At 74.3% G+C, this 23,819-nt stretch carries 18 protein-coding genes and 1 riboswitch; of the genes, 8 read left to right on the forward strand and 10 right to left on the reverse strand.

Annotation, left to right across the window (positions count from 1 at the left end; translation table 11 throughout):
- The first annotated feature begins 49 nt into the window (after positions 1–49).
- Positions 50–1,942: a helicase HerA-like domain-containing protein gene (locus CGE01nite_RS05710; protein WP_141369534.1), complete on the forward strand. Its 1,893-nt coding sequence runs from the start codon at positions 50–52 to the stop codon at positions 1,940–1,942.
- Positions 1,943–1,946: 4 nt separating this feature from the next.
- On the opposite strand, the gene CGE01nite_RS05715 is transcribed toward CGE01nite_RS05710, so the two are convergent.
- The 4 genes from CGE01nite_RS05715 to CGE01nite_RS05730 all read right to left on the reverse strand — a co-directional run bounded on the left by CGE01nite_RS05715 (position 1,947) and on the right by CGE01nite_RS05730 (position 8,140).
- The gene (locus CGE01nite_RS05715) at positions 1,947–2,642 is read right to left on the reverse strand and encodes a metal-dependent transcriptional regulator (protein WP_141369536.1); all 696 of its coding nucleotides are present in this window, start codon (positions 2,640–2,642) and stop codon (positions 1,947–1,949) included.
- Between the two features lie 33 nt (positions 2,643–2,675).
- Entirely contained in the window at positions 2,676–4,220 is a 1,545-nt protein-coding gene (locus CGE01nite_RS05720) for a D-alanyl-D-alanine carboxypeptidase family protein (RefSeq protein WP_141369538.1), read from the reverse strand.
- A 108-nt stretch (positions 4,221–4,328) separates the two neighbouring features.
- On the reverse strand, positions 4,329–6,158 hold the full coding sequence (locus tag CGE01nite_RS05725; RefSeq protein WP_141369540.1) for a metallophosphoesterase: 1,830 nt from the start codon (positions 6,156–6,158) through the stop codon (positions 4,329–4,331).
- Between the two features lie 119 nt (positions 6,159–6,277).
- Positions 6,278–8,140, reverse strand: a complete 1,863-nt coding sequence (locus CGE01nite_RS05730) for a hypothetical protein (RefSeq protein WP_229747404.1) — start codon at positions 8,138–8,140, stop codon at positions 6,278–6,280.
- A 90-nt stretch (positions 8,141–8,230) separates the two neighbouring features.
- On the opposite strand from CGE01nite_RS05730, the gene CGE01nite_RS05735 reads away from it, so the two are divergent.
- Positions 8,231–9,280 carry a glutathione S-transferase family protein gene (locus tag CGE01nite_RS05735; RefSeq protein WP_141369542.1) on the forward strand — a complete coding sequence of 350 codons (1,050 nt, stop codon included), beginning with the start codon at positions 8,231–8,233 and terminating at the stop codon, positions 9,278–9,280.
- A gap of 10 nt (positions 9,281–9,290) precedes the next feature.
- Here the strand turns inward: CGE01nite_RS05735 and CGE01nite_RS05740 are convergent, their stop codons facing one another.
- Positions 9,291–9,923: a CYTH domain-containing protein gene (locus CGE01nite_RS05740; protein WP_048343049.1), complete on the reverse strand. Its 633-nt coding sequence runs from the start codon at positions 9,921–9,923 to the stop codon at positions 9,291–9,293.
- A gap of 70 nt (positions 9,924–9,993) precedes the next feature.
- Here CGE01nite_RS05740 and CGE01nite_RS05745 point away from each other — a divergent pair, with 70 nt between their 5' ends.
- Positions 9,994–11,739: an alpha/beta hydrolase gene (locus tag CGE01nite_RS05745; protein WP_141369544.1), complete on the forward strand. Its 1,746-nt coding sequence runs from the start codon at positions 9,994–9,996 to the stop codon at positions 11,737–11,739.
- A gap of 83 nt (positions 11,740–11,822) precedes the next feature.
- Here the strand turns inward: CGE01nite_RS05745 and CGE01nite_RS05750 are convergent, their stop codons facing one another.
- From CGE01nite_RS05750 to CGE01nite_RS05765, 4 genes are all read right to left on the reverse strand, one after another.
- Positions 11,823–13,514, reverse strand: coding sequence for an ABC transporter ATP-binding protein (locus CGE01nite_RS05750; protein WP_141369546.1), 1,692 nt, complete (start codon positions 13,512–13,514; stop codon positions 11,823–11,825).
- Positions 13,511–14,620: an ABC transporter permease gene (locus tag CGE01nite_RS05755; RefSeq protein WP_048343047.1), complete on the reverse strand. Its 1,110-nt coding sequence runs from the start codon at positions 14,618–14,620 to the stop codon at positions 13,511–13,513. The genes CGE01nite_RS05750 and CGE01nite_RS05755 overlap by 4 nt, the downstream gene beginning before the upstream one ends.
- A gap of 1 nt (position 14,621) precedes the next feature.
- Positions 14,622–15,722, reverse strand: coding sequence for an ABC transporter permease (locus tag CGE01nite_RS05760; RefSeq protein ID WP_048343046.1), 1,101 nt, complete (start codon positions 15,720–15,722; stop codon positions 14,622–14,624).
- Positions 15,723–15,800: 78 nt separating this feature from the next.
- Positions 15,801–17,447, reverse strand: a complete 1,647-nt coding sequence (locus CGE01nite_RS05765; protein WP_141369548.1) for an ABC transporter substrate-binding protein — start codon at positions 17,445–17,447, stop codon at positions 15,801–15,803.
- A gap of 211 nt (positions 17,448–17,658) precedes the next feature.
- Positions 17,659–17,778, forward strand: a riboswitch (TPP riboswitch).
- A gap of 127 nt (positions 17,779–17,905) precedes the next feature.
- Between CGE01nite_RS05765 and CGE01nite_RS05770 the strand changes: the two genes are divergently transcribed.
- From CGE01nite_RS05770 to CGE01nite_RS05790, 5 genes are read left to right on the forward strand one after another with little or no spacing between them, the layout of a single operon-like run.
- Positions 17,906–18,619 (forward strand): YkoF family thiamine/hydroxymethylpyrimidine-binding protein, encoded by a 714-nt coding sequence (locus CGE01nite_RS05770; RefSeq protein WP_141369550.1) that lies wholly within the window; start codon positions 17,906–17,908, stop codon positions 18,617–18,619.
- Positions 18,616–19,263 carry an ECF transporter S component gene (locus CGE01nite_RS05775; RefSeq protein WP_048343044.1) on the forward strand — a complete coding sequence of 216 codons (648 nt, stop codon included), beginning with the start codon at positions 18,616–18,618 and terminating at the stop codon, positions 19,261–19,263. Before CGE01nite_RS05770 ends, CGE01nite_RS05775 begins: the two co-directional genes overlap by 4 nt.
- Entirely contained in the window at positions 19,260–20,723 is a 1,464-nt protein-coding gene (locus CGE01nite_RS05780) for an ABC transporter ATP-binding protein (protein ID WP_170210904.1), read from the forward strand. Before CGE01nite_RS05775 ends, CGE01nite_RS05780 begins: the two co-directional genes overlap by 4 nt.
- A complete protein-coding gene (locus CGE01nite_RS05785) occupies positions 20,720–21,544 on the forward strand; it encodes an energy-coupling factor transporter transmembrane component T family protein (RefSeq protein ID WP_141369554.1) in 825 nt (274 codons plus the stop codon). The genes CGE01nite_RS05780 and CGE01nite_RS05785 overlap by 4 nt, the downstream gene beginning before the upstream one ends.
- Before the next feature lie 44 nt (positions 21,545–21,588).
- A complete protein-coding gene (locus CGE01nite_RS05790; RefSeq protein WP_218022600.1) occupies positions 21,589–22,083 on the forward strand; it encodes an NUDIX hydrolase in 495 nt (164 codons plus the stop codon).
- Between the two features lie 110 nt (positions 22,084–22,193).
- Here the strand turns inward: CGE01nite_RS05790 and CGE01nite_RS05795 are convergent.
- Positions 22,194–23,819, reverse strand: a 1,626-nt coding sequence (locus CGE01nite_RS05795) for a phosphoenolpyruvate carboxylase (RefSeq protein WP_141369556.1), incomplete at its 5' end; no start/stop codon positions are given.

A 23,819-nucleotide genomic window follows, 5' to 3' on the forward strand; every position in this document is an offset into this window, starting at 1 on the left:
CGTGCGCCACACCCCGGCGCGCTGAGCACGGCGGTCCTAGGATCGCGCCATGGCTGACAGCGAGGTCACCCCCACCCCTGCCGCACCCGTCGGCGAGCCCGAGCTCGCGGCGTTGCGGGCCGCGGCGGCCCAGGCGGCTGCCGAGGCCGCGGCCGCGCGAGCAGCCGCCGCGCAGGCCGCGCTCGAGGCAGCGGAGGCAGCGGCAGGCAAGGCCCCCGCGCCCTCCGGCCAGGCGACCCCGCCCGAGGCACCCGCCCTACCCGACGCCGCGGCTCCGCCACAGGTTGCTGCCCCACCGCAGACCGCTGCCTCACCACCGGCCGCTGCTCCGGCCGAGGCCGTGGCCCCGCCCGCCACCACCGGGTCGTTGTCCGAGCACGCCGCGCAGGTCCAGGCCGGGTACACGTTCGCGGGCGCCACGCTCCCGCTGGGCTCGTTCGTGGAAGACGGCACCGCGGTGCCTGCGGTGCAGGTCGGGCTCCCGCTGGCGATGCTCAACCGGCACGGGCTCGTCGCGGGTGCGACCGGGACGGGCAAGACCAAGACGCTGCAGGTGATGACCGAGGGCCTGTCGGCCGCTGGCGTTCCGGTGTTCGTCGCCGACATCAAGGGTGACCTCTCGGGCCTGAGCGTGCCGGGCGGACCGTCGGACAAGCTGCTGGCGCGCACCGCGAGCATCGGGCAGGACTGGGTCGCGACGGCCTCGCCGGTGGAGTTCCTGAGCCTGGGCGGGGTCGGCACCGGGGTGCCGGTGCGCACGACCGTCACCGACTTCGGACCGCTGCTGCTGTCCAAGGTGCTGGGGCTGAACGCGACGCAGGAGTCGAGCCTGGGCCTGATCATGCACTGGGCCGACGTGCAGGGCCTCGCGCTGCTGGACCTCAAGGACCTGCAGTCGACCATCGCGTTCCTGGTGAGCGACGAGGGCAAGGCCGAGCTCAAGGGCATCGGCGGGCTCTCGGCGGCCACGGCCGGGGTCATCCTGCGCGAGATCGTCACGCTCCAGTCGCAGGGCGCGGACGCGTTCTTCGGCGAGCCGGCGTTCGAGGTCGCCGAGCTGCTGCGCACCGCGCCCGACGGTCGCGGGCTCGTCACGGCGCTCGAGCTGCCCGGCGTGCAGGACCGGCCCGCGCTGTTCTCGACGTTCCTCATGTGGCTGCTCGCGGAGCTGTTCCAGGAGCTCCCCGAGGTCGGGGACCCCGACAAGCCGCGACTGGTGTTCTTCTTCGACGAGGCGCACCTGCTGTTCCACGACGCGTCGGACGACTTCCTCACGCAGATCACGCAGACCGTGCGGCTCATCCGGTCCAAGGGAGTGGGCGTCTTCTTCGTGACGCAGAGCCCCAAGGACGTCCCCGCCGACGTGCTGGCCCAGCTCGGCAGCCGCGTGCAGCACGCGCTGCGCGCCTACACCCCCGACGACGCGAAGGCGCTGCGCGCGGCGGCCCGCACGTTCCCGACCTCGCCGTACGACCTCGAGGAGCTGCTCACCACGCTCGGCACGGGCGAGGCCGTCGTGACCGTGCTGGGCGAGAAGGGCGTCCCGACGCCCGTGGCGTGGACGCGCCTGCGGGCGCCGCAGTCCTCGATGGACCCGGCCCCGGCGGACGGACTGGCCGCGGCCGTCGCGGCGAGCCCGCTCACCCCGCGCTACGCCGAGGCGGTCGACCGCGAGTCGGCCTACGAGCTGCTCACGGTGCGCGCCGAGCGCACCGCTGCCGAGCGCACGGCGGCCGAGCAGGCCGCGAAGGACGCCGCCGAGGCCAAGGCGCACGCGCAGGAGGCCGAGAAGGTCGCCAAGCAGCGCGAGAGGGAGGCGCAGGCGGCCGCCAAGAAGACCCGGCAGCGCACGGGCGGCGCGTTCGACTCACTGCTCCGCTCGGTCGGCACGCAGCTGGGGCGGGAGATCACCCGCTCCGTGTTCGGCACGCGACGACGCTGAGGGCTCAGTCGGTCGTCAGCTCGGGGACGACCCAGATCGCGTGCGCCGCGACCTGGCCGAGGTCCACCTGGCGGCCGGCGACGGCGACCGCCACGGTGCCGACCGCGTCGCGGCGCGCCCCGACCGTCACGACCGTGTCGAGCCCGATGCCCACCTCGTCGAGGTAGCGCAGCAGGTCCGGGTCGGCGTCGCTGATGCGCGCGACCGTGCAGCCGCCGGGCCCCGCGTCCCACAGCATCGTCGCGTCGGGCGCGTCGACACGTCCGTCGGGGCCGGGGATCGGGTCGCCGTGCGGGTCGCGCACGGGATGCCCGAGGTGCTCGGCGATCCGATCGACGAACACGTCGCTGACCGCGTGCTCGAGCACCTCCGCCTCGTCGTGCACCTCGTCCCAGCCGTAGCCGAGCACCTCGACGAGGAACGTCTCGACCAGCCGGTGCCGGCGCACCACGGCGAGCGCGTGCCGACGACCGTCGTCGGTCAGCCCGACCGCGCCGTACGGCTCGTGCGTGAGCAGGCCCTGGTCGGCGAGCCGTCGCACGGTCTCGGACACCGTCGAGGCACCCACGCCGAGCCGCGACGCGAGCAGCTTCGTCGTCACCGGACGCTCGGCCCACTCGGTCGCGGACCACACCACCTTGAGGTAGTCCTGCGCGACAGGGGTCAGCGCGGGCGTGGGTTCGCTCGTGGGGTCGGGCACGACGACCAGGCTAGGCCAGCGCCCGGCGTGCGGTCAGGACCCGTCCACGCTCCAGTGCCACGGCTCACCCGGCAGGTTGCGCAGGCCGTAGTCACCCGCGTGCTCGACGAGCCACTCCCACGCGGGCGTCCCGGTCCGGATCAGGCGACCGTGGTCGGTCAGGTCCAGCGCGAGCCCCCACTCGTGGCGCGAGTGCCCCGGCACCGCGGTCGGCGGGTGGCAGACCACCGCTCCGCTGCTGGTCGTGCGGCAGTTGCGTTCGCGCGCGGCCTGCTGCTGCTCGCGACTGCGCCAGCCGGAGGCCCCGAGCTCGATGCCCGCGGCGCGCGCCTGCGTGATCAGACCGTCGACCGCGTCCGCCAGGCACGCGTGCACCCGCACGCTGTGGCTGGTCAGGACGGTGCTCGCGAGCGGGACAGGCGCGGTGACGAGCGTGCAGTCCACGGGCTGCTCGACGCTCACGAGCACGTCCTGCGGCACGTCCATTCGCCACAGCTCCTGGCCGTTACCTGCGGTGAGCAGGGCGCCCGCGGAGTCGAGCCGCAGCGTCGTCCCGGGCACGGCCGCGCCGTCCGGGGCGGGCGTGCCCCACAGCGCCCGGCCGTCGCCCCCGACGAGCACGAGGCGTCCGTCGCTGCGCACGCGCACGCTCGCCCCTGGACCGGGCACGGCCGGCGCCTGCCAGACGACCGTCTCGTCGTACCGCAGCGCGAGCTCGTCCTGCGTGAGCGTCAGGCGCAGGTGCCCGTCGGGGCCGTCGAGGTGGCCGCCGGTGACCAGCGCGTCGTCGACGGCGAGACTCGCGGCTCCCAGCCCCGTGCCCGAGCTCCAGAGGGCCGACCCGTCGGGCGCGAGGAGCACCAGGTCGCCGTCGTCCTGCAGGACGAGCGTCGAGCCCGGCACAGGTGCGCGGTGCGTGCGCCACACCACGGCACCGTCGTCGTCGCGCACGACGAGCACGCCCGCCTCGTCGAGCGTCAGCGCGGCCCCCTGGCCGTCGGTGCCCGCCGCCCACCGCGGCAGCGAGTCCGGGCCGAGGAGCACCACGTTGCCCGTGCGCCGCACGACGAGCACGTGCCGTCCGTCGGGCGACGTGAGCGGCTGTCCGGGCACGACCGACCCGCCCGCGGTCAGCGCGCTCGCGCGCTGCGCCGTCCCCGTGGCCCAGACCGTGGCGCCCGCCGCGTCGAGGAGCACGAGGTCGCCGTCGTCCCGCACCTCGAGGCGCGCGCCGAGGACCTGCACGCCCTCGTCGGCGTCCGGCGTCCACAGCTCGCGTCCGTCGGGGGCCACCAGACGCAGCCGTCCCTGGGCGTCGAGCCCGAGCGTGGCACCCCGCACGCGCCCGTCGACCGTCCACACCACGTCGCCGTCCGGCCCGTACAGCGACACCCGTCCCGAGCTCTGCACGACGAGCACGGCCGAGCCACCGGGAGACACCAGCGACTCGCGCGCACCGAGCCTCTCGCCCGCCACCAGGTGATCCGTGTCGGCCGCGGCCTGGGCGGGCGCGGTCAGCACCAGTGTCCCGACCAGCGCGACGAGCCCGAGCAGCGCGCTCATGAGCGCGGCGGTCACCCTCGACCGTCGCGGCCGCTCCCCGTGCCGCTGTGCCACCGCTCCACGGTAAGCCCGTCGCTCGTCGCTGGCACGGGTGAACCGGCGGCCCGCCCGAGCCCGCGTGCGTCACGACGGCAGCATGCCGCCGAACGGACCCGCCCAGCCCTGGTCGGGCAGGACGATCGCGGGCCACGCGCGCCGCGGCTGGACCGAGACCCGCGCGTCCGGGCTGACCAGCACCACCTGGTAGTCCACGAGCAGGCGCGTGGCCGGGTCCCAGCGCAGCACCGTCATCTCGGCCGTCCCGTTGAGCGGCCCGACCGTCGCCTCGCCGAGGGTCGCGCCCGCCGTGCTCGAGCTGATGTAGCGGATGCCGAGGCCCACCTGCCGCGGGTCCGTGCGGCGGTGCAGGTGGCCGGAGACCTGCGCCGGGACGCACCCGCTCGCGAGCGCGGACTCACCGACGGCCGGTGTGTGGATGAGCAGCAGGTCGACGCCGCCCTCGTCGCACGCGGTCCGGCCGAGGCGCACGCCCGCGTCCACGGCGCTCTCCCCGAGCGAGGCCGTGCCCGTGCCCGCGCGCGTCTCGTTGGGGTCGGAGTCGCCGAGGATGCGAAGCCCGTCGACCTCGACGACCTTGCCGCCGAGCACCCGCGCCCCCGCACCGGCGTACGCGTCGGCCGACGCCGCGGAGTCGTGGTTGCCGGGTGACACGACGAGCTGGACCCCGTCGGGCACGGCCGAGGCGAACGTCGACGTGCAGTACTGCTCGACCGCGGTGCCGTTGACGGTCGTGTCGCCAGCGTCGAGCACGATCGAGGCGCCCGACCGCTCGACGAGCGTCGTGATGAGCGGTGCCATGCCCACGTTGCAGTGCAGGTCCGAGACGACGACGAGGACGACGAGGTCTTCCTCGGGCGTCGTGGGCGTGGGTGACGGCGTCGGGGTGGCAAACGGCTCCTCGTCGGCCCCCGCCCCGGTCTCCCCACCGTCGCCCTCACCGTCGGCCCCACCGTCGCCCTCACCGTCGGCCTCACCGGTCGCCTCTCCGGTGGCCGCACCCGTCGGCCCACCCGTCGCCTCGCCCGTCGGAGCACCGGTGGGTGCGCCGGTCGCGTCGGGCAGGGGCGACAGCTCGTCGCCGTCGGCGTCGCGTGCGCGCGCCGAGAGCTCCTCGATCTGCGCGCGCTCGTCCCACGACTCCGCGAGCGCGGCGTCCGCACGCGCGTAGAACTCCTGGTTGGTGCGGTACGCCGCAAGCACCTTGGCGCCGTAGGTGTCGATGACGCCGCCGAGCCGCCCCGTGACGCGCGCACCCTCGAGCGCCGTGCCGTCGAACACGCGCGAGACGGGTTGTGACTGCTCGACCCGGCCGGCCGGACCGACGCTCGACGTCGCGACCGCGGCGACCAGCACGACGATCGCGGTTCCGGCGGCGATCCGGACCCGGTGCGCGCCCCAGGTCGACGCGAGCTCGGTGCGCCGCGGCGCACCCAGGGCGAGGCGCCCGAGCCACCACAGCGCGACGATCGCGACGAACGTCGCCGTCGCCCGGCGCAGCGCGTCCCGGACCAGCGCGTGGGTGACGTCGGTGACGGTCGCCTGCGGCGCCGAGAAGAACTGCACGTAGCGCTGCAGGTCCCCCGAGAGCGCCTGGAGCGTCGTGGCGTCGTCCACCTCGGTCAACGACGCGGGGATCTCCTGGACGGTGACCCTCATGCCGAGCGTGAACGGCAGCGGCGAGTCGACCTCGAGCGTCCCGAGCGGGCCGAGGTCCACGACGACGAGGTCGTCGGTCGTCACCGCGTAGTGCGCGAGGTGCGGCCCGAATCCGGCCTCCGCACGGGCGGTCGTCACGCCGGCCACGAGGGAGAGCAGCAACGCGACGAGCGCGAGCGCCACGCGGACGAGCCAGCGCGCGCGGTCGGTGCGCGTCTCGTCCGTCCGGTCGGTCATCCCGTCGAGCCTAGACGCGCGTCGGCGCTTCGCCGGTCATCGCCCGGCCCGGCAGCTCCGCGTCGCGACCGCGACACCACCCGGCGGCCGGTCGCGGGCGCCCGGTGGCCGTGCGCGGTTCACTGGTAGGTGACGAGGTCCGGCACCGGGTCGACCTGAGAGGTCTGCTCGGGCGTGAGGGTGGGCACGTCCTCGTCGACGAAGTTCTTCCAGCCCCAGTGCACCTGGGGCGCCCCCGCGCGCAGGGTGTTCCACGTCCCGCGCTTCGCGGGCTGCGTGCCCTGGCCGTCCACGTGGATCACGGTGGCGAGCTCGTCGTGCGAGGTGTCGAGCTGGTCCCGGTCGCGGATCATCTTCAGCGAGAACTGGTGCAGCACGAACATCTTCTGCGGCAGGTGCCGTGACGCGGTCAGCTCGGCGAGCCAGTCACCGACCGCGTTGACCTCGGCGATGCCCACGGACCCGATCTGCTCGAGGTGCACCTGGTCGGGCTCGAGCCGCCACTCGGGGTCGAGCGCGAGCCCGACGTTCGGCAGCTCGAGGAGCTCGGTGTACTCCTCGGCCTGCGTCAGGAAGTCGTCGCGGCCGGGCTGCAGGTCGAGGACGACGGCCAGGCCCGCGTCGTGCGCGGCGTCCACGAGCGGGCGCAGCTCGGCGACGGTGCGCCGGCGCGAGTAGCTGCCGTCGTCCTCGGCTCCGGCGGACGCGATGGTCGCGATGAGCTCGACGGCCGGGACGACCGTCGCGTCCGTGTACGGCCGGTAGAGGCGCGCGATCCGCTCCGCGCGCTCCACGGTCGCGGGCACGTCCTGCTCGCCGAGCACGCCGAGCGCACGCGAGCCGGGCGTGCCGTACAGCGCGACGTAGCGCTTGTGCGGCACGCCGGGCACGTCCGGGAACACGAGCTGGCCCCCGCCCGGTGCCACGACGCCGGTCGCGGCGGTCGCCACGCGCGTCGCGAGCCGCTCCGGGGGCCCGAACGCCGCCCCGAGCGCGACCACGCGCGTCGGCGCGGCCTGCGCGACCGCCTCGACGCTCGCCGTGGAGGCGCGCGGGTCTCCGCCGGGCACGGGGACGAGCGGCACCCGCGCCGCGCGGAGCGTCGCGAGCGCCGCGGGGGTGTCCGCGCCGACGCCCGTGAGCGCGACCAGGCCGTCGACCTGCGCGGGTCGTCGCGTCTCGGGGAGCCGCACCGCGGCGGCCGACGATGCGAGAGGCCCGGCGGACGGACCGGTCGACGAGCCGGGCGGCGCGGACCCCGGCGATGTGGCGGAAGGCGCAGATGCGCTGGACGCCGGAGTTGTGGACGGCGCAGATGCGGTGGGCGGTGCCGGCGTCGCGGCATCGGGCGTCGGGAGCGCGCCGGGGACGACGAGCGCCGGGACGGGTCGGGCCCCGAGGCCCGCCACCGCACCCGGGACGTCGTCGGCCTCGAGCGCCGGCCCGAACCGCACCCCCGTCGCGGCCTCGAGCTCGTCGGGTCCCGCACCTGCGGTCACCGGCACGAGGGTGGCTCCCGAGGGCGCGACCGTCGACGGAGCGGCGCCGACGACGAGGACGGCCCGCGGGTCGAGCCGCGCGAGCTCGGCCCGCACGGCCCGGTTGGCCTTCGCGGTCGACGTCAGCAGCATCGGGGCGCCGACGGCGACCGCCGCCGACGCGCCGGTGAGCACCGCGGCCTCGTCGTCGGCGGGGGCGACGACCGCCACGGGCGCCGACGCGAACACCGCCGCCGACGCCTCGAGCGCGGCGCTCAGCGCGTCACCGGCCGGGAGCACGGTCGCGACGGCGTCGGGTGCGTGCAGCGTCGCGACGGGTGCGGGCGTCGGGACGGGGCTCGGGGTGGCGGTCCTGCTCGCCGTCGCGGTCCGGTGCGCCGCGGGTGGGGCGTCCTGCTGCCCGGCGAACACCAGCAGCGCCCCGACGAGCACCATGACCAGTGCGGTCGTGACGATCCCCAGCGCAGCACGTCCTCGCCGCACGTCGCCCCCTCCGGCCGGTGACAGGTCGCGTCACTCTACGTGGCGCGGCTCAGAGGTGTGCCGGCCCTGGCGACCAGGCATGATCGGGCGATGAGCCCGACCGCCGCCGACGCCCACGACCGCCCCGGCGTGTACTCCCAGCCCGGCACCGAGTACCGCCGCGACACCCGGTACATCGAGACCAGGATCACGGCCGACGGCCGCGACGGGTACCCGGTCGAGCCGGGGCGCTACCGCCTCGTCGTCGCGCGCGCGTGCCCGTGGGCGAACCGCGCGATCATCGTGCGCCGCCTGCTGGTCCTCGAGCCGGTCCTGTCGATGGGCGTGTGCGGCCCGACGCACGACGAGCGCTCGTGGACGTTCGACCTCGACCCCGGCGGCGTCGACCCGGTGCTGGGCATCCCCCGGATCCGCGACGCGTACCTCGCGCGGTTCCCCGACTACCCGCGCGGGATCACGGTGCCTGCGATCGTCGACGTCCCGACGGGCGCGGTCGTCACCAACGACTTCGCGCAGCTCACGCTCGACCTGTCGACGCAGTGGACCGCCCACCACCGCCCGGGCGCCCCCGACCTGTATCCGGAGCACCTGCGCGAGGAGATCGACGAGGTCGCCGACCTCGTCTACCGCGACGTCAACAACGGCGTGTACCGGTGCGGGTTCGCGGGGACGCAGGAGGCCTACGAGACCGCGTTCGGCCGGCTGTTCGACCGGCTGGACTGGCTGAGCGACCGGCTCGCCACGCGCCGCTACCTCGTCGGCGACGCGATCACCGAGGCCGACGTCCGCCTGTTCACGACCCTCGTCCGCTTCGACGCGGTCTACCACGGGCACTTCAAGACGAACCGCAGCACGCTCGCCCAGATGCCCGTGCTCTGGGCCTACGCGCGGGACCTGTTCCAGACGCCCGGCTTCGGCGACACGGTGGACTTCACGCACATCAAGGCGCACTACTACCTCGTGCACCGCGACCTGAACCCGAGCGGCATCGTCCCGGTCGGTCCGGACCTGTCGGGCTGGTGGACGCCGCACGGCCGCGCCGAGCTCGGCGGGCGCCCGTTCGGCGACGGCACCCCGCCCGGCCCGGTGGCGCGGGGCGAGGAGGTGCCCGCCGGTCACGGGGCGCCGCGGCCGTCCTGACCGCGGCGGGCTACTCCTCGCCCGCTCGGCGCGTGCGCCCGAGCCCGGCCAGGAAGTGCGGGCCCGTCCTCGCGAGCTCCGCCTCGTACGCCTGCGCCCACGCGCCGTAGGGCGTGCGCGCGAGCGCGTCGTTGGCGAACCGCGGGTCGTCGGTCACCTCGGTGACGCAGAACGACGGGACGACGAGGTCGGTGACCGGTCCCCCGCGCTCGACCTCAGCGACGACGAGCGGGGCGTTGCTGCCCGCGAACACGTCGACCACCCAGCCGTCGTCGCCCAGCCACACCGAGTGCCGGGACTTCGCGACGCGCTGGCCGCCGCGCCGCACGAGCTGCAGCCCGACCGCGACGTCGAGCTCACGCTCGGCCTCGTAGCGCGTGCCGGAGTTCATGGGCCCCTTGACGGTGACCGCGCAGAAGTCGAACCGGCCCTCGTACTCCTCGAGGGCCTCCAGCGGGGTCAGCGTCGGGTCGAGGGCGGGTGCGCCGGGGGTCTGGACCCGTACGCGCAGCGCGTAGCCCTCGTCGGCCAGGTAGTACGACTGCACGATGATCGCCGGCGACTCGTCGAGCAGGTCGACCGGCAGGTCTCGCACCCAGAACCGCCGCTCGAACTCGAAGTCCCCATAACCGGTGTCGCTCACGCCCCCACGCTAGGGTCGCGACGGGCGAGCGCGACGGTTGCCGCGCCGCGACGCGACCTCGGAGGACGCCATGACGGTGCCGCAACCCGCTGCCACGCCCCACCGCCCCGCGCTCGGGCGTCGCGTCCTCGACGCGTGCGCACGCTGGCCACGCCGACTGTCGGGCCCCGGTCTGGCCGGGGCGCTGGTGTTCTTCGCGATCTCGCTCGGTCCTGCGCTGATCCCCCGCGCCGCCTTCTACCAGGGCGCGGTCGCGGGTATCTGCGCGGTGATCGGCTACGGGCTCGGCGTGCTGCTCGCGTGGGTGGTGCGTCGCGCCGGGGTGCCGTGGTCGCGCGTCGCGAGCCGCTGGTTCCGGCGGGTGCTGCTCGTCGCGACCGTCGTCGCCGTCCCCGCGGCGCTGTGGTGGAACCGCGCGTGGCAGGACGAGCTGCGCGCGCTGTTCGGCGAGCCGCCCGCGGACTCGTCGCACCCGTTCGTCGTCCTGGGGCTCGCCGTCGTCCTGGCGGTGCTGCTGCTGCAGGTCGGGCGCGGGCTGCGGCGCGTCACGCGCTGGGTCGGCAGGCTCGTGGGGCGCCTCCTGGGCCGGTGGGTGCCGGTGCCCGTCACGCGTCTGGTGGCGGTCGCCCTGGTCGCGTGGCTCACGGTCGTGGTGCTCGACGGCACGGTGGTGCGCGGCGGCCTCGCGGCGCTCAACAACGTGTACTCGGCGCTCGACACCGGGACGGCGCAGGGCGTCGAGCAGCCGGACGACCCGCTGCGCAGCGGGTCGCCGCAGTCGCTCGCCGCGTGGGACGAGCTCGGGCTGCAGGGGCGCACGTTCGTCGCCGGCCGCCGCCCGGCCGCGCAGTTCGAGGAGGTCGCCACCCGCACGGGACGCACCGAGCCGCTGCAGGACCCCATCCGGGTCTACGCGGGGCTGTCCGCGGGCGAGACGCTCGACGACGTCGCCCGGCTCGTCGTCGCCGAGCTGGACCGCACGCACGCGTGGGAGCGCTCGGTGCTCGCGGTGGTCACCGCCACCGGCACGGGCTGGATCGACCCGTCGATGTCCGACTCCCTCGAGCTGCTGTGGGGCGGCGACACCGCGATCGCGTCGATGCAGTACTCCTACCTGCCGTCGTGGGTGAGCTTCGTCGGCGACCGCTCGACGCCGCCCGCGGCCGGCAAGGCCCTGTTCGAGGCCGTGTACGAGCGCTGGTCGCAGCTCCCCGGGGACGACCGGCCGCTGCTCTACGTGGCCGGCATCTCGCTCGGGTCGTACGGCAGCCAGGGCGCGTTCTCGTCCGTGCAGGACGTCGTCGCCCGCACGGACGGCGCGCTGTGGGTCGGCACGCCCGGCTTCACGCCGCTGTGGGGCGAGCTCACCGCGGACCGTGACCCGGGCTCGCCCGAGATCACGCCGGTGCTCGACGGCGGCCGGACCGTGCGGTGGTCGAACCGGCCCGCCGACGGCGCGGACCGTCAGCTGTGGGCGCTCGGCGACGCGTGGGAGCGGCCGCGCGTCGTCTACGACCAGCACGCCTCGGACGGCGTGACCTGGTGGTCGCCGCACCTGATCCTCAACAAGCCCGACTGGCTGAGCGAGCCGCGCGGCTCGGACGTCCTGCCGTCGACCCGTTGGGTGCCGATCATCACGTTCTGGCAGACGACGATCGACCTGTTCGTCGCCGGGAGCGCCCCGCCCGGGCACGGGCACAACTACCACACCGAGTACGCCGACGGCTGGTCCGCCGTCGCACCGCCCGACGGGTGGGACGCCGACGACACCGCGGTGCTCCGCGAGGTCGTCGGCCTGGAGGCGTCGGTCGCCTGACCGTCCCGACCTCGGCAGGTCGCAGCGACGACGAGGGGGTGGTCACGCGATCCGTCCGGTGTCGCCCCCTCGCCGCGCGCGCGTCACGCCTCGCGCAGCTCGTTCCACCGCTGCCGGCGGACCGCCTGCTCGACCGGGTCCGGGACCGGCAGCGACGCGAGCAGCCGCTGCGTGTAGGGGTGCCGCGGCGCGCCGAGCACCTCGTCACCCGTCCCCTCCTCGACGAGCACGCCGCGGTGCAGCACCGCGATGCGGTCCGCGAGCATGTCCACCACCGCGAGGTCGTGGCTGATGAACAGGCACGCGAACCCGAGCTCGACCTGCAGCCGCGCGAACAGGTCCAGCACGCGCGCCTGCACCGAGACGTCGAGCGCCGAGGTCGGCTCGTCCGCGATCAGCAGCTCGGGGTCGAGCGCGAGCGCGCGGGCCAGCGACGCCCGCTGCCGCTGGCCGCCGGACAGCTCGTGCGGGAACCGGTCGCCGTACGAGCGCGGCAGCTGGACCGCCTCGAGCAGCTCGTCGACGCGCGGCCGCGCGTCCTGCGGGGACGGCGCCACACCGTGCACGACGAGCGGCTCGGCCACGCACTGCGCGATCGTCAGGAGCGGGTTGAAGCTCGTCGCCGGGTCCTGGAAGACGAACCCGATGCGCTTGCGCAACGGGCGGAACCGCCGCTCGCGCACGCCGTTCATCTCGAGCCCCAGCACCTCGAGCGAGCCGCCGGTCACGTGCGTCAGGCCCGCGATCGCGCGGCCGATCGTCGTCTTGCCGCTGCCGGACTCGCCGACCAGGCCGAGCACCTCGCCCGGCGCGATCGCCAGGTCCACTCCGTCGACCGCGGTGAACCCCGGCTTGCGCAGGCGCCCCGGGTACGTGACCTCGAGCGCGCGGGCCCGCACGACCGGACCGGCCTGCGGCTCGACGGGACGCGACGTGAGGGACGGCTCGGTGCGCTCGCGCAGCCTCGCCCCGCCCACGCGCGGGACCGCGTCCAGCAACCGCCGCGTGTACGGGTGCTGCGGCGAGGAGAACAGCGTCCGCACGTCCGCCTGCTCGACGATCTCGCCGTCGTACATGACCGCGACGCGGTCCGCGAGGTCCGCCACCACGCCCATGTTGTGCGTGATGAGCACGATCGCGGCGCCGAACTCGTGAGGCAGGATCCGCAGCAGGTCGAGGATCTCGGCCTGCACGGTCACGTCGAGTGCGGTCGTCGGCTCGTCGGCGATCACCAGGCCCGGGTTGAGCACGAGCGCCTGCGCGATGACGATGCGCTGCTTCTGCCCGCCCGAGAACTGGTGCGGGTAGTGGTCGACGCGGTGCTCCGGGTCAGGGATGCCGACGCGTCGCAGCACGTCGACGGCCTGCTCCCGGGCCTGCTCACGCGTCAGCCGGGCGTGCGCGCGCAGCCCTTCCGCGATCTGCCACCCCACCGGGAACACCGGGTTGAGCACGGACGACGGCTCCTGGAACACCATCGCGGCGTCCCGACCGCGCAGGCGGCGCAACGCGGACGGCGACACCGTGGTGACGTCCTGCGTGTCGGAGTCGTCCCGGCCGGACAGCAGCACCGCGCCGCTCGTGCGCGCGGTCTCGGGCAGCAACCCGAGGATCGAGCGTGCCGTGACGGTCTTGCCCGAGCCCGACTCGCCCACGATCGCGAGCACCTCGCCGGGCGCGACCTGCAGGCTCACGCCCTTGACCGCCGGGACCGCCCCGGCGTCGGTGTCGAACGTGACCCTCAGGTCACGGATCTCGACGACGGGCGCGCTCATCGGTCCTCCTCGCCTCGCGCGACGGGTTCGGTCTCCGGCAGGAGCTCGGGCGGTGGCCCCTCCAGGGCGTCCATCCCCTCGACGCCCTCGGGCCCGGCCGCGAGCACCCCACCCGGGACGACGCTCGTCGTGCCGACCTCGCCCGCGACGAGCGCGGCGCGCCGGCGTGTGCGCAGACGTGGGTCGGCGAGGTCGTTGAGAGACTCGCCGACGAGCGTCACGCCGAGCGCCGTGAGCACGATCGCCAGGCCCGGCGGGATCGCGGTCCACCAGATGCCGCTCGTCACGTCCGCGAGCGCCTTGTGCAGGTCGTAGCCCCAGTCCCCCGCGGCGGTCGGCTCGATGCCGAAGCCCAGGAACCCCAGCCCGGCGAGCGTGAGCACCGCCTCGCACGCGTTGAGCGTGATGATGAGCGGCAGCGTGCGGATCGCGTTGCGCAGCACGTGACGCGTCATGATCCGCAGGTGCCCGGCGCCGACGACGCGAGCGGACTCGACGAACGCCTCGCCCTTGACGCGCACCACCTCGGCCCGGACCACGCGGAAGTACTGCGGGATGAACACCACGGTGATCGAGACGGCCGTGGCCATCACGCCGCCCCACATCGAGGACTGCCCGCCGCTGATGACGATGGCCGCGAGGATCGCGAGCAGCAGGGACGGGAACGCATAGATCGCGTCGGCGACCACGACCAGCACGCGGTCGAGCCAGCCACCGAAGTAGCCGGAGACCAGTCCGAGCGTCACGCCGAGCACGATCGACAGGATCACGCCGATGACGATCGTGTACAGCGCGGTGCGCGCACCCCAGATCACGCGCGACAGCACGTCGTAGCCGGCCACGGTCGTGCCGAGCAGATGGTCGCCGTTCGGCGCGACGTGCGCCCCGAACAGCTCCCCGTCGGCGCGCAGCTGCGCCCAGCCGTACGGCGCGAGCACCGGGGCGAGCAGGGCGGTGAGCAGGAACACGGCCGTGAGCACGAGGCCCGCGACGAGCATCCCGCGCTGCAGGCCGACGCTCGTGCGCAGCTGGTGCACGACGGGCAGACGCTTCCAGCGCGGCGCGTGCTCGGGCACCCCGGTGGTCAGGATCGGGTCGTTCGCCATGTCAGAACCTCACCCGCGGGTCGACGAGCGCCGCGATCACGTCGACGACGAAGTTGGTCAGCGCGACGATCACGGCGAGCATCGCGACCATGCCCTGCACGGCCACGTAGTCGCGCGCGAGCAGGTACTGCACGAGCTGGAACCCGAGGCCCTTCCACTCGAACGTGGTCTCGGTGAGAACCGCACCCGCGAGCAGCATCGCGATCTGCAGGCCGATCACCGTGATGATCGGGACGAGGGCCGGCCGCCACGCGTGCTTGCGCAGCAGGCGCCGTTCGGGCACGCCGCGCGAGCGCGCCGCCTCGACGTAGCCGGTCGCGAGCGAGCCGATCACGTTGGTGCGCACGAGCCGCAGGAACACCCCGGCCGTGAGCAGCCCGAGCGCGATCGCAGGCAGCACCGCGTGCTCCAGCACGTCACGGACGACCTCGCCGTCGCCGGTGCTGATCGCGTCGATCAGGTAGATCCCGGTGCCCGCGCCGTTGCGTTGCATCTGGATCTCGGCGCCGGTGGACGCGCGGCCCGCGACCGGCAGCCAGCCCAGCCAGACCGAGAACACGAGCTTGAGCAGCATGCCGGCGAAGAAGACGGGTGTCGCGTACGCGACGACGGCCGACACGCGCAGCGTCGCGTCGACGCCGCGGTCGCGGCGCGCCGCCGCGATCCGGCCCAGCGGGATGCCGACCGCGAACGCGACGAGCAGCGCGTACATCGCGAGCTCGAGGGTCGCGGTGCCGTACGTCAGCAGGACCTCGGTGACGGGTCGGTTGTCGGAGATGGTCGTCCCGAAGTCACCGCGCAGGATCCCGCCGAGGTAGTCGAGGTACTGCTCGATGATCGGGCGGTCGTAGCCGGCCTCGTGGATCCGCTCCGCGAGCTGCTCGGACGTGAGCCGCCCGCCGAGCGCCGCGGTGATCGGGTCGCCCGTCGACCGCATCATCACGAACACCGTCGTGACGAGGATGAGGATCGTCGGGAAGATGAGCAGGAAGCGGACCAGCAGGTAGCTGCCGAGCCCGCCGCCCGGACGTCGTCGTCCGGGCGTGGTCACGGACGACGCTGGCGAGGTGCTCGCCGCCGGGTCCGTCGAGATCGTGGTCATGGGTGTCCCTGGGTGAGGCGTCGGCGGGGCCGACGGGCGACGGCCCGCCCCGCGCGTGGCGGGACGGGCCGTCAGGAGTCACTTGGACAGCGCGCCGTACCGGAACTTGAACGACGGGTCGAGCGTGTCGGCCGTGCCCTTCACGTCCTTGCCGACGACCGCGACCTGCGCACCCTGCAGGTACGGGACGGTCGAGAGGTCGGCCGCGACCTTGTCCTGGATCTCCTCGATGATCGAGGTGCGCTCGTCGGCGTCGGCCGTGACCGCCTGCTTGAGGATGAGGTCGTTGACCTCCTGGTTCACGTAGTGGTTCGCCAGGAAGTTCTCGATCAGGAAGAACGGCGTCAGGTAGTTGTCGGCGTCGGAGTAGTCCGGGAACCAGCCGAGCTGGTAGGCCGGGTAGACGTCCGACGAGCGGTCCTTCGAGTACTGCACCCACTCCGTGGTCTGCAGGTCGACCGAGAAGAGGCCGTCGGCCTCGAGCTGGTCCTTGATCATGGCGTACTCGTCGGACGACGACGGGCCGTAGTGGTCGTTCGAGTACTGCAGGCTCAGCGCGACCGGCGTGGCGACCCCGGCGGCGTCGAGCGCGGCCTTGGCCTTGGCGGCGTCAGGACCGCCCGACCCGTCGCCGTAGAGGCCCTTGAGCGACTCGGTCGCACCCGTCAGACCTGCCGGGACGTAGGAGTACAGGGGCGTGTAGGTGCCCTTGTAGACCTGCTCGGAGATCGCGTCGCGGTCGATGAGGTCGGCGACGGCCTGGCGGACCGCGAGCGCCTTGGCCGGGTCGGCCTCCCCGGTCTTGGCACCGAACGGCTGGGTGTCGAAGTTGAAGGTGATGTAGCGGATCTCTCCACCGGGACCGTCGATGACCTGGACCTTGTCGTCCTTGCGCAGGTCGCCGATGTCGGTCGCGTTGAGGCTACGGAACGCGACGTCGATGTTGCCCTGCTGGATGTCGAGCTTGAGGTTCGACGCGTCGGCGTAGTACTTCACGTTGACCTCGGCGGTCTTCGCCGCGCCCAGGATCCCCTGGTAGCCCTCGTACGCCTCGTACGAGACGAGGTTGTTGAAGTCGTAGCCGGTGATCGCGTACTGCCCGGCGAACGCGTTGCCCGCGACGATGTCCGCGTCCGGCGTCAGCGCGTCGGCGGCGAACACCTCCTCGTCGACGATCGGGCCGGCGGGGCTCGACAGGATCTGCGGGAAGACCTGGTCGTTCTCGGACTTGAGGTGGAACACGACGGTCGTCGGGTCGACCGCCTCGACGCTGTCGAGGTTGTACAGCAGCGACGACGGGCCGTTCTCGTCGGCGATCGCGACCTGCCGGTCGAACGTGAACTTCACGTCCGACGACGTGAGGTCGTGACCGTTGGCCCACTTCAGGCCCGGCTTGAGCTTGACCGTGTACTCGGTCGGCGCGGTGAACTCGGCCGACTCGGCGATGTCGGGCTCGACGTCCGGGCTGCCGTACGGCGTGTTCAGCAGGAACGGGAAGACCTGGTTCATGACCGCGAACGAGCCGTTGTCGTACGAGCCCGCGGGGTCGAGCGTCGTGACCTTGTCGGTCGTCCCGATCGTCAGCGACCCACCACCGCCGCCGCCGCCGTCCGACGCACCGTCGGACGTGTCGTCCTTGCTCGCGCATGCCGTGAGCGCGAGCGCCCCGACCGTGAGACCTGCGGCCGTCGCGACAAGGCGACGACGGGTGCGTACGGAGGTCATCCGTCACCTCTTCCGTGGGGGCCGGGCTGGAGTCCGACCGAGAACGTGATGAAAGGATGTCTAGCACACAGATGTGACCCGGGTTACACACGTCTTACCGCCGAGTAACATCGCGATCTCGGTTCGGTCACGACGCGGGCGCGGCGGCCCGCGTCCGCCGTTCGAGACGCCTGTACCGGCCCACGGACGGACGGGGCTAGGTTCGTCGGGACACAAGCCCCCGGGGAGCGCAGGAGCGCTGAGAGTGCGGCCGGACACCACGTCCCACCCGCAGACCCGTGGAACCTGACCTGGTTCGCACCAGCGTAGGGAGCAGGGCGTGCGTCGCCGGCAGCCGCCGGCGCACCGTCACGTCGTCGCTCCGGGCACCCTGCCCGAGGTGACGACGGCCCGGGCGTCGGTGTCACTGCGGGGACGCCGGCTGCCCGGGGGCTACCGGTACCTCGAAGGAGCACCCCGTGACCCTCCCACCGCAGACCCTCGCCAGCACCCCCGGAAGCACACCAGGCACTCTCGGCACCACCCTCGCGGGCGCCGCCGTCGCCCCGCGCGCGAGCGACCAGCCCGCACGACCGTCGCCGGCCGAGCTCGGCGTCGGCGCCCGGCTCTCGCTGCACCCGCACCGCGACGACTTCGTCGACGTGATCGTCGGGGCCCTGGCGGGCGCCCGGGTGCGGGACGTCGAGGTCACGACCGACGACGTCTCGACGTTCGTGCGCGGCACCGAGGACGCCGTCGTGCGGTACCTGTTCGACGTCCTGCTCGCCGCGGTCGGCGCGGGCGGGCACCTCGTCGCGCACGTCCACCTCTCACGCGGGTGCCCGGGCGAGGTCGACTGCTCCCTCGCCGACGACTCGCTGCTGTTCTCCGGCGACGTCCCGACGCTGCCCGCCTCGGGCGTGCGCGCGGCCGCCCACTGGGCGCTGTACCCGCTCGACGACGGCGGTCCCGGCCGGACGGGTGACCACATGGCCGCGATCACCGCCGCGATCGACGCGGCCCGCGAGCGCGTCGACGTCACGTCCGAGCACTTCGTCACGCGCCTGGACGGTGACCTCGCCGACGTGCTCTCGACGGTCGTCGCGGGCTGGCTCGGCGCCGGTCGCAGCGTGCGGCACGTCGTCACGCACGCGACGATCTCGCTCGGCTCGCCGTCCTGGGACGCCCGATGAGCGCGCCGGACGGGCCGACGACCGGCCGCCGCGGTCTGTCGCTCGGGGACCTGGTGCTGCTCGCAGTCCTGGCGACCGTCCTGGGGTTCCTCTACTGGGCGCTCGTGCAGGCGTGGGGTGCGCTGCAGCTCGCGATGGGGCCGTTCGGCGACCTCGCGCAGCACGTGCTCGCGGGCGGGTGGATGGTCGCGGCACCGCTGGCCACGTACATCGTGCGCAAGCCGCTCGTGGGGATCGTCGTCGAGATCCTCGCGGCGTTCGTCGAGGTCGTCTTCCTCGCCTCACCCGTGGGCCCGATGCTCTTGCTCGTCGGCTTCGTCCAGGGTGCCGGGGCCGAGCTGCCCTTCGCGCTCACGCGCTACCGGCGGTACGGCTGGGGCGTGTTCGTCGCGTCCGGCGTGAGCGCGGCGTGCGCCTCGGTGCTCATGGGCGCGATCCGGTTCGGCTGGCTCCAGCAGGACTGGTTCGCGTGGCGCGTCGGGCTGACCCTCGTCTCGAGCGTCCTGCTGTGCGGGCTGCTCGCGCGCGTGCTGGGCGACGCGCTCGCACGCACCGGCGTGCTCGACAACACCGCGCTCGGGCGCGCTCGTCGGGCGGCCGCACGTCCCGCGCCGCAGCCGCACGACGAGGTCACGGTCGCGTGATCGACACGACCCACCTGAGCGTCGCGTACCCGGGCCGAGCGCCCGTGGTGCGGGACCTCACGCTGCACGTCGACGCCGGCGAGCGGCTGCTCCTGCTCGGGCCGTCGGGCTCGGGCAAGAGCACGCTGCTGCGGCTGCTCGCCGGCGTGGTGCCGCAGCTCGTCGATGCCGACGTGACCGGTCAGGCGCTCGTCGCCGGGCACGACGCGACGACCACCGAGCCGGCCGCGCTCGCGCGTCACGTGGGGACCCTGACGCAGAACCCGGCCGACCAGCTGTGCCTGCCGACCGTCGAGGAGGAGGTCGCGTTCCCGCTCGAGAACCGCGCGTGGCCGCCGGAGCGCATCTCCCCTGCCGTCGAGCGGGCGCTCGCGCGCGTGGGCGCCGCGCACCTGCGGCACCGGCGCACCGCCGAGCTCTCCGGCGGGGAGGGGCAGCGCGTCGCGCTGGCCGCGACGCTCGTCGCGGACCCCGGGCTGCTGCTGCTCGACGAGCCGACCGCGCTGCTCGACCCGGCCGCCGCCCGCACCGTGGGGCGGCTGCTCGCGCCCGCGGGCGGCGCCCAGGTGCTCGTCGAGCATCGGCTCGACGAGCACCTCGACCTGCCCGGCCGCACCGGCGTGCTCGACGAGGACGGCCGGCTCGTCGCGGACGGCCCCACGCGCGAGGTGCTGCACGACCAGGCAGGGCTCCTGAGCGCGTTGGGCGTCCGCCTGCCTGGCGCACCACCGACCCTGCGACGGACGCCGCGTCCGGCCGCGACCGGCTCCGTGCTGCGCGTCCGCGGGCTCGGCGTGCGCCGGGGCGGGCGCGACGTGCTCACCGGGGTCGACCTCGACGTCCGGCCGGGGCGGGTCACGGCGGTCGTCGGGCTCAACGGGTCGGGCAAGAGCACGCTGCTGCTCGCGCTCGCCGGGCTCCTGCCGCACGAGGGCACCGTGGACGGCGGGAGCGTCGGGCTCGTGTTCCAGCAGCCCGAGCAGCAGTTCCTCGCGCGCACCGCGTCCGACGAGGTCGCCTGGGGTCCGCGCCGCGCGAAGGTGCCCGACGCCGAGCGGGTCGCCCGCGAGGCGCTGGCGTCGGTGCACCTCACGCCCCTCGCGGACGCCGACCCGTTCCGCCTGTCCGGCGGACAGCAACGGCGCCTGTCGGTCGCGGCCGCCGCGGTGTGCGGCCACGACGTCCTGCTGGCCGACGAGCCGACGTTCGGCCAGGACGGACGCACCGGGGCGGCCCTCGCAGCCCTGCTGCGGTCCCTCGCCGACGAGGGGCACGGGGTCGTCGTCGTCACGCACGACCTGACGCTCGTCGCCGACCTGGTCGACGACCTCGTCGTGCTCGGTCACGGACGGGTCCTCGCCCAGGGGCCCGCGGCGGACCTTCTCTCGCCCGCGCACGACGGCCCCCTGCACGCCGCCGGGCTGGTCGCCCCGGGCGCCCGGGCGGGTCAGCCGTCATGAGCGCGCACTCCCCCGCCGCGCCGCGGTTCGGCCGTGCGCTCGAGCACGACTCCGTGCTGCACCGGCGCAACCCGACCGTCAAGCTCCTGGTGCTCCTCGCGGTCTCGTCCGTGCTGCTCGTGCCCGTCGACATCGCGACACCGTCGCTGGTCGGGCTCGCGCTCGTGCCGGCGGCGGTGGCCGCCGGTCGCCTCCCGATGCGCACGCTCGTGACGACGTGCGCGGCGTTCGCCCCGTTCGCGTGCTCGCTGCTCGCCGTCAACGCCGTGACGCGCGAGGGCGAGGTGGTCGCGCAGGTCGCGGGGCTCGAGGTGACGCGCACGGGGCTCGTCGTCGGCGCGTCGCTCGCCGTGCGCACGCTCGTCGTCGGTGCGCTCGCCGTGGTCTTCACGACGACCACCGACGGTCCCCGCCTCATGACGAGCCTGCACCAGCACGCCCGGCTGCCGGCGCGCGTGACGTACGCGATCCTCGCGGGCTACCGCGTGCTCGAGGGTCTGCCCGACGCCTGGACGACGATCCGTCGCGCCCAGGCGGTGCGCGACCCGACCCGCCGACGCGGCGCACCGCTCCCCCGCGACCCGGCCTCGCTCGGACGCGCCGCGTTCGCGCTGCTCGTCGGCGCGCTGCGCCAGGGCGAGCGGCTCGCCACGACGCTCCAGCTGCGCGGGCTCGGCTCCGGACCGCGCACCGTGCACCGCCCGGTGCGACTCGGCCCGGCGGACGCCGTCCTCGTGCTCGTCACGCTCGGCGTGTGCGCGCTCGTCGTCGCCGCCACGTCACGGGCGGGGTGGCTCCTGACGTGGTCCACGCTCGGCTGACGGGCACGTCGTCGGGAACCCTTCAGCCACGGCAGACTCCAGGGGTGAGCGACACGACGCCCGAGAGCTACCGACCCGACGACCACCTGGGGCACCGCACGCTGCTCGTCGCCGCCGCGTACGTGGTGCTGCGCCGTGGCGACGAGGTGCTGCTGCAGCTCCGCCACGGCACGGGGTACATGGACGGCTGGTGGGGACTGCTCGCCGGGCACGTCGACCCGGGCGAGTCCGTGCACGAGGCCGCCGTGCGCGAGGCGCACGAGGAGGCCGGCGTGCGTCTGGCCGCCGACGACCTGGTGCCGCTGACGGTGCTGCACCGCTTCGAGCGCTCCGGGCCACCCGTCGAGCAGCGCGTCGACGTGTTCTTCCTCGCGCAGCGGTGGCAGGGCGAGCCCACGCTCCAGGAGCCGGACAAGAGCGCGCAGATGGGCTGGTTCACCCTCGCGGACCTGCCCGACGTGGTCCCGCACGAGCGTCTGGTGCTCGACGCCGTGGCGGCGGGCACGCCGCTGCCCGCGGTCGTGTCGCTGCCCCGCTGACGCCGCGCCCGTAGCGCACCCAGCTCCACTGCGCAGAGCCGCGCCGGACGACGACGGGGCCCTCACCGGCCTGGCCGGGGAGCCCCGTCGTCGTGCGTGCGGTGCCGGTGTCAGCCGGTGTTCTGGACGCCTGCGGCCACGCCGTTGACGGTCAGCAGGAGCAGGCGACGCAGGTCGTCGTCCCGCTCGGGAGCGTCGCCGGTGCGCAGGCCGCGCAGCGCGCGCAGCTGCAGCAGCGAGAGCGCGTCGACGTACGGGCTGCGGAGCTGGACGGCGCGGCCGAGGATCCGGCGGCGCGACAGGATCGCGTCCGAGTCCGTGATCGCCAGCACCCAGCGACGCGTGCGCGCCATCTCGTCAAGGACGAGCTGCGCCAGGTCGTCCCGGTCGCCCAGCGCGAGGTAGCGCGCGGCGATCCGCTCGTCCGTCTTGGCGAGCGACATCTCGACGTTGTCGATGATCGTCGCGAACAGCGGCCAGTCCTGGTACGCGGAGCGCAGCTCGGCGAGGTCGTCGACCGACTCGAGCGCGGTGCCCAGGCCGTACCAGCCGGCGAGGTTGATCCGCGCCTGCGACCAGGAGAACACCCACGGGATCGCCCGCAGGTCGTCGAGGCTGGACACCGACAGGCCGCGACGCGCCGGACGCGAGCCGATCGGCAGCATGCCGACCTCCTCGAGCGGCGTGACCTCGGCGAACCACTGCGGGAACCCGTCGGCGCGCACGAGCTGGTGGAAGTGCGTCCGCGAGGCCTCGTCGAGGCGTGCCGCGAGCGGTCGGAACCGCTCCGCCGCCTGCGCGTTGTGCTCCTCGACGCTCGGCGCACCCGCGAGCAGCGTCGCCGCGACGACCTGCTCGATGTGCCGGGCCGCGATGTTCGGGTCGCCGTAGCGCGCGAAGATGACCTCGCCCTGCTCGGTGAGCTTGAACCGGCCGTCGACCGAGCCCGGGGGCTGTGCGAGCAGCGCGCGGTTGGCGGGGCCGCCGCCACGCCCGAGCGCGCCGCCGCGACCGTGGAACAGGGTCAGGACGATGTCGTTGTCGCGCGCCCACTGCGTGATGCGGCGCTGGGCCTCGTCGAGCGCGAGCGTCGCGGACAGCGGGCCGACGTCCTTGGACGAGTCCGAGTAGCCGAGCATGACCTCGACGCGTCGGCCGTTCTCCGCCAGACGCTTCTGCACCTGCGGGAACGCCAGGGCCGCCTGCAGGATGTCGACGCTCGCCTCGAGGTCCGCGAAGGTCTCGAACAGCGGGACCGCGTCGATCACGGGGACGTTCTCGGCCCCGCCGTACGCGAGCTCGGCGAGCTCGTAGACCGCGGCCAGGTGCTCCGGGGCCTGCGTGAACGACACGATGTAGCGACGTGCGGCATCCGGCCCGAACCGCTTCTGGATCGTGCCGACGGTCCGGAACGTGTCCAGCACCTCGACCGTGCGGGGCTCGAGCTCGCCGTCGATGCCGTGCGCGGCGATGTCGGCGAGCGCGGCGGCGTGCACCTGCGAGTGCTGCCGCAGCTCGAGCTCGGCCAGGTGGAAGCCGAACGACTGCACCTGCCACAGCAGACGCTGCAGGTCGCCGTACGCCTGACGCGTGGCACCGGCGTCGACGAGCGAGCGCTGCACGACCAGCAGGTCCGCCTCGAGCTCGGACGACGCGACGTACGCGAGGTCGGCGTTGCGGCTGCGGGTCGCGGCGAGCCGCTCGACGACGAACAGCAGCTCGCGCCGGTGCGGCTC

The sequence above is a fragment of the Cellulomonas gelida genome (assembly GCF_006538725.1).
Lineage (GTDB): Bacteria > Actinomycetota > Actinomycetes > Actinomycetales > Cellulomonadaceae > Cellulomonas > Cellulomonas gelida.

Excerpts from the sequence above, each read along its gene's own strand:
- CGE01nite_RS05760 (WP_048343046.1), bottom strand. The coding sequence starts at position 15,722 with ATGACCACGATCTCGACGGACCCGGCGGCGAGCACCTCGCCAGCGTCG.
- CGE01nite_RS05750 (WP_141369546.1), bottom strand. The coding sequence starts at position 13,514 with ATGAGCGCGCCCGTCGTCGAGATCCGTGACCTGAGGGTCACGTTCGAC.
- CGE01nite_RS05745 (WP_141369544.1), top strand. The coding sequence starts at position 9,994 with ATGACGGTGCCGCAACCCGCTGCCACGCCCCACCGCCCCGCGCTCGGG.
- CGE01nite_RS05755 (WP_048343047.1), bottom strand. The coding sequence starts at position 14,620 with ATGGCGAACGACCCGATCCTGACCACCGGGGTGCCCGAGCACGCGCCG.
- CGE01nite_RS05785 (WP_141369554.1), top strand. The coding sequence starts at position 20,720 with ATGAGCGCGCACTCCCCCGCCGCGCCGCGGTTCGGCCGTGCGCTCGAG.
- CGE01nite_RS05710 (WP_141369534.1), top strand. The coding sequence starts at position 50 with ATGGCTGACAGCGAGGTCACCCCCACCCCTGCCGCACCCGTCGGCGAG.
- CGE01nite_RS05725 (WP_141369540.1), bottom strand. The coding sequence starts at position 6,158 with ATGACCGACCGGACGGACGAGACGCGCACCGACCGCGCGCGCTGGCTC.
- CGE01nite_RS05775 (WP_048343044.1), top strand. The coding sequence starts at position 18,616 with ATGAGCGCGCCGGACGGGCCGACGACCGGCCGCCGCGGTCTGTCGCTC.
- CGE01nite_RS05735 (WP_141369542.1), top strand. The coding sequence starts at position 8,231 with ATGAGCCCGACCGCCGCCGACGCCCACGACCGCCCCGGCGTGTACTCC.
- CGE01nite_RS05765 (WP_141369548.1), bottom strand. The coding sequence starts at position 17,447 with ATGACCTCCGTACGCACCCGTCGTCGCCTTGTCGCGACGGCCGCAGGT.